Annotated in this window: 5 protein-coding genes; all 5 read left to right on the top strand. The window is 53.8% G+C overall.

Features of this window, described 5'->3' with window-relative positions:
* Window positions 1–151: 151 nt before the first annotated feature.
* Window positions 152–370 carry an RT0821/Lpp0805 family surface protein gene (locus Q1B15_RS20480; RefSeq protein ID WP_366141758.1) on the top strand — a complete coding sequence of 73 codons (219 nt, stop codon included), beginning with the start codon at window positions 152–154 and terminating at the stop codon, window positions 368–370.
* Between the two features lie 78 nt (window positions 371–448).
* On the top strand, window positions 449–769 hold the full coding sequence (locus Q1B15_RS23565) for a TraR/DksA C4-type zinc finger protein (protein ID WP_366141757.1): 321 nt from the start codon (window positions 449–451) through the stop codon (window positions 767–769).
* A 103-nt stretch (window positions 770–872) separates the two neighbouring features.
* Window positions 873–1,523: a BON domain-containing protein gene (locus Q1B15_RS20470; RefSeq protein ID WP_299757427.1), complete on the top strand. Its 651-nt coding sequence runs from the start codon at window positions 873–875 to the stop codon at window positions 1,521–1,523.
* A 142-nt stretch (window positions 1,524–1,665) separates the two neighbouring features.
* Window positions 1,666–4,128 (top strand): ATP-binding protein, encoded by a 2,463-nt coding sequence (locus Q1B15_RS20465; RefSeq protein ID WP_299757426.1) that lies wholly within the window; start codon window positions 1,666–1,668, stop codon window positions 4,126–4,128.
* Entirely contained in the window at window positions 4,125–4,919 is a 795-nt protein-coding gene (locus Q1B15_RS20460) for a hypothetical protein (protein ID WP_299757424.1), read from the top strand. The genes Q1B15_RS20465 and Q1B15_RS20460 overlap by 4 nt, the downstream gene beginning before the upstream one ends.
* Window positions 4,920–5,117: the final 198 nt, after the last annotated feature.

Below are 5,117 nucleotides of genomic sequence, written 5' to 3'. Positions count from 1 at the left end.
TCAGAAAACAGAGGCTAAGATTGGCGTCCGGGTTCTCAACCGGATGACTGGACTTGGCCGCCCAGGTTTTGAACGCACCGCCTGAATTCCGTCTCGGAAAGGCCGCGTTCCGAGTTGCAGTCGATCTATGCAACACGACCCGAATTAAGCGATCCGCGTTGCACATAGCGCGGAGATTGGCGACACGATCCGCTGGAACAATGCACAGTCGGGAAACTTCGGGACCGTCACACTATTGCGTGATGGCATCGCCGCCTCAGGCCGATATTGCCGAGAGTACCAACAAACCATCACCGTCGACGGACGGCGAGCGATTGGAGTCGGGATCGCCTGTCTTCAACCTGACGGCATATGGCGGATTGTTGGTTAAGCAGCGCTTTTCGCTAGGGCCAGTTCTACATGGATTTCAATCTGCAATCAGGAACGGGACAGATGAACACGAAAGACTATCGGAAAAAAATTCAGACACGCTTGGCAGAATTACAAGGCCGGCTGGAGAAGATCGAGGCAGCGCCTTGATGAACCGGCAGATCCGGATCTCGAAGACCAGGCGATCGAACTGGAAGATGACGAGGTACTTGAGAGCGTTGGTCGCGCTGGACTGAAGGAAATCGGCCTGCTGAATGCCGCGCTTACCCGTATCGAAAAGGGTACCTATGGGATTTGCACCAAATGTGGGCAGGACATCGCGGATGCCAGCCTTGATGCGGTACCCTTCGCGTTGCTTTGCCGCGAGTGCGCCAAGGCTGTTCCGCAAGGGCCGGTGTAGGACCGTATCAGGATCCCCGACGCTAATTGATAAAGATCAATCGCCCCCGCTACTTTTATGCGATTTTTTTGAAAGAGAAGGAACCTCAAACGGGAGAATCATAATGCGAAGTGACGAACTGATTAGAAACGACATTCTGGAAGAAATCGATTTCGACCCAAAAGTTGAATCAACCGACATTGGCGTCACCGTGAAGGACGGGGCTGTGACCCTGCATGGAACCGTTCACAGTTACTACGAAGAGCTTGCGGTGATCAAAGCCGCGAAGCGCGTCAAGGGCGTGCATGCGGTGGTTGAAGAGATCAAGATCAAATACTCCTCCGATACCCAGATTGACGATAAGGATATTGCCGAGCGTATCGCCCATCTTTGCGAGTGGAACACGACCTTCCGGAAATACGACATAAAAGCCGAGGTTAAGAATGGCCGCGTGACACTATCCGGCGATGTGGATTGGCAATATCAACGTACTGATGCCCGGGATTACGTCTCGCGTCTGCGCGGGGTAACCGGTGTGATAAACTCGATCGCCATTCGGCCACATGCCTCATCAGTGGACGTGAAACGCAAGATCTCGGAGGCATTGCATCGTAGCGCTACGCTTGAGTCTTCGAAAATCAACGTGGATGTCATCGATGGCAAGGTCACTCTGAAAGGGCATGTCAAAGCCTGGTACGAGCGAAAGCTGGCTGAGGATGCCGCATGGTCTGCGCCTGGCGTTACAAAAGTAGTCGACCAGATTCAGATCTCCTGATCCGGTCTGACCTACTTTGGCGATCCTTTGAGGACCTAGCGAGTTGTAAGCGTTACGTGTGAAATCTTCTGGGATCGCCGATTTAATCAGAGAGTAAAAAAGCTCTCTCGGAACATCAAAAACTACATTCGGAGCATTGGCTTTGGCGAAGGTTGCGCAAGACAAACGAACTCTTCCTGATGGGCTAAAGCCCCAGAAGATGCGCCCGGCATGTGATCCGAAGACCCTTGGATTTGAGAATACAAAAGCCCTTTCGGTTCAGCATGACCTTGTCGGTCAGGATCGCGCAATGGATGCAATCCGCCTTTCGGCTGACATCGGCCACAAAGACTTTAATCTTTACGTACTGGGACATGAGGGGACAGGACGACATACCACTGTTTCAAAGCTGCTCGCAAAGGCCGCCTCGTCGCGACCAACGCCATGCGACTGGGTCTATATCAACAACTTCGATGCGCCGCACAAACCTAACGCAATGAGTTTGCCAGCAGGACTAGCAGGCACTTTGCGATCCGCAATGCAAGATCTTGTCGATGATCTGGCAAATGAAATTCCGGCACTTTTCGAGTCGGAAGAATACCAGACCCAAAGGCGCGCGATCGAGGAAGAGTTTGGCCAGCGGCACGAAGAGCCGATCGCGGAATTCGCCGAGAAAGTCAAAGAAGAAGACGTTGCACTTCTGAGGACACCAATGGGCTTCATGCTGGCGGCTTTGGTCGATGGCAAACCGATTAAACCTGAAGTCTACAAAGCGCTGCCGCCAGAACGCAAGGAAGAAATCGACGCGAAAATCGAGCGCCTGCAAGAGCATCTTTCCCAAGTTCTCAAACACGGACCGCAATTGCAAAAGGAACATCGACAACACATCGAAGCATTACATGCTTCGATGGCGGAACGTGTCGTGACACTCCGCGTAGGGGAAGTTGCCAAAGGTTTCTCACAAAATGCCGACATCGCCAACTACCTGGAACAGGTACGGCAGGACATGATCTCAAACGCCGAACTCTTTCTGCTTTCGAAAGGCAACTCGAATAACGGCCCCTTTCCCGAAGCAATCCGGAAGTATCATCGTGATCCTCACTTCGACCGCTACAGCATTAACATCATGGTCACTCATGATGTGGCGGAAACTGCCGCACCTGTGGTCATAGAAGACCTGCCTTCGCTCAACAATCTGACTGGCAGGATCGAACATGTCTCCGAGATGGGCACGCTGGCGACCAATTTCACCTTGATCAAGCCGGGTGCCTTGCATCGTGCGAACGGCGGATATCTGGTTCTGGACGCGCACCGGCTTCTGACGGAACCGTTTGCCTGGGACGCACTCAAGCGCTGCCTTCAAGGCCAGTCCATTACCATCACTTCATTGGCTGACCGGCTGAGTTTGGCGTCAACCATCACGCTGGAACCTGACCCGATACCGCTTGATATCCGCATTGTTTTGATAGGGGATCGCAGGTTGCACATGTTGCTGCTTTTGCTGGACCCGGAGTTCGGTGTGCTATTCAAGCTTCAGGCTGATTTCGAAGATGATCTGGACCGTTCCGCGAAAAATACCCGGCTTTTGGCGCGAACCATCGGCTCTTATGCCAGCAAACAGAAACTGCGGCCCCTTACCGCAAAGGCCGTTGCGGCATTGCTAGACCACGCTGTTCGGCTGGCCGACGATTCAAAGAAATTCACACTGCAAATCGGGATGCTTGCCGATGTAATGCGCGAGGCGGATCATTATGCTGGCAAGGCCAAGCGGAAGCTTGTGTCAGACGAACACGTGCACCACGCCATTCAAGAAGCGAATCGACGTGCCTCACGCATCAAGGATCGTATGCTAGAGGCCGTCACGCGCAAGACCATTCTGATCGACACCGCCGGTGACGCCATCGGGCAGGTAAACGGATTGTCGGTGATCGGGATTGGTCACCATCATTTTGGCAGACCATCGCGGATCACCGCGCGTGTCCGCATGGGATCTGGAAAACTGATCGACATTGAACGCGAGGTCGAACTTGGTGGTCCGCTCCATTCAAAGGGGGTATTGATTTTGGGCGCTTATCTGGCCGCCAATTATGCGCTGGATGTGCCGGTGTCGCTGCACGCCAGTCTGGTGTTTGAACAAAGCTATGGCGGCGTCGATGGCGACAGTGCCTCCTCCACAGAACTATATGCGCTGTTGTCCGCACTGTCAGGTGTCCCGATCCGTCAAGGTCTCGCGGTCACGGGGTCCGTGAACCAGAATGGTGAAGTTCAGGCGATTGGCGGCGTAAACGAAAAGATCGAAGGGTTCTTTGATCTGTGTAAGGCACGTCGGTTGACGGGTGAGCATGGCGTTTTGATTCCCGCGTCCAACATCAACCATCTGATGTTGCGGCCCGATGTTGTTGAGGCAGCCAATGCCGGAAAATTCAGAGTTATTCCTGTCAAAACGATTGATCAGGGCATCGAAATACTGACCGGTCGGAACGCCGGACGGCGAAATCGAAGTGGCGCGTTCCCAGAAGGAAGCATCAACGCCCTCGTGGAAGCGCAGCTACATAAGTTTGCCGAGACGCGCAGACGCTTTGGCGCACGCACAGACCAAGACAACAATCAGAATGATCGGAAATGACCGGTCCTCCCGCCAGCGGTACCCGAATTCTCGTTGGGGCGAGCTCATTTGTCGACGCCAGAGCGGCGTTACATCTTCTCAGCCGATTGATCGATAAATGGCATCCCAGCATCGGTGGGATCTTTGTAGACGACACGGCTTCGCTCGCAATCTGCGCCCTTCCAAACCAGCGGATTGTCATGCCAAGTGGCACGGTTGCGCTGGCCCCGACCCTTTCGCAAATCCGCACATTGATTGAGGCTGACGCAAGGGCGTTCAAGCAATCCTTGGCCCGGCTGGCCGATGATGCGGGCGCGCCCTGGACGTTCGAGCGTGATACCGGAGACCTCATCCAAACTGGCCTGCACATGGCAATGTCTTGGGACATAATGGTTTTTGCACATCGCAATGTGCATCCCGTCGCCGGAAAGGTTGTCTTGTTGGAATCGTCAACTTCTGTAGACAGCCCGATGAGGGACATGTCAAAGCTGTTGTCTGCGCACTTAGCGACTGAAAAGGTCGTGCTGACAGTGAGCGAGACGTCGCATCGGGCATCAGAAACCAAGACATCACCTAGCCAGAACTGTGCAACACTTGATGAGGCTCTCGGCCAATTGGCCCGGCTCAATGCGCAGGCCGTGCTTGTGGATCTGTCGCGTGGCCCGGTACACACAGCCGAAAAGCTGCACCGACTGATCGAAGTAGCTCGCTGTCCGGTATTTGTCTTTGGTACGATGTCAGCCGAACGGCTGCTAGAGCATACCACACAGATACCACCCGCTCCTAATGCTGGGAACCACAGTGGTGGATAGCGAAACAGAAATGACTTCATTGCATACCCAATGTCGCGTTGGGGAGTGGAAAAACTCTGGGGACTTGAATTGATCTCGGTCTATCCTGTTGGCTTTGTTGCAGGAGGATTTGGTGTGAAAGTTCGGATCAGGATTGAAATGGAGTTTGGGTGGGGCGAGTGCCGGTCCCATGAGATTGGCGTCATTGAGCGGTGTTCT

The organism is uncultured Boseongicola sp., from assembly GCF_937988555.1.
GTDB lineage: Bacteria > Pseudomonadota > Alphaproteobacteria > Rhodobacterales > Rhodobacteraceae > Boseongicola.
The sequence above is the reverse complement of the archived record's forward strand: the minus strand, read 5'-3'. Positions and strand labels throughout refer to the sequence as shown.

Bases quoted from the DNA above. Each gene is read 5' to 3' on its own strand.
- Q1B15_RS20460 (WP_299757424.1), top strand. From the start codon at position 4,125: ATGACCGGTCCTCCCGCCAGCGGTACCCGAATTCTCGTTGGGGCGAGC.
- Q1B15_RS20470 (WP_299757427.1), top strand. From the start codon at position 873: ATGCGAAGTGACGAACTGATTAGAAACGACATTCTGGAAGAAATCGAT.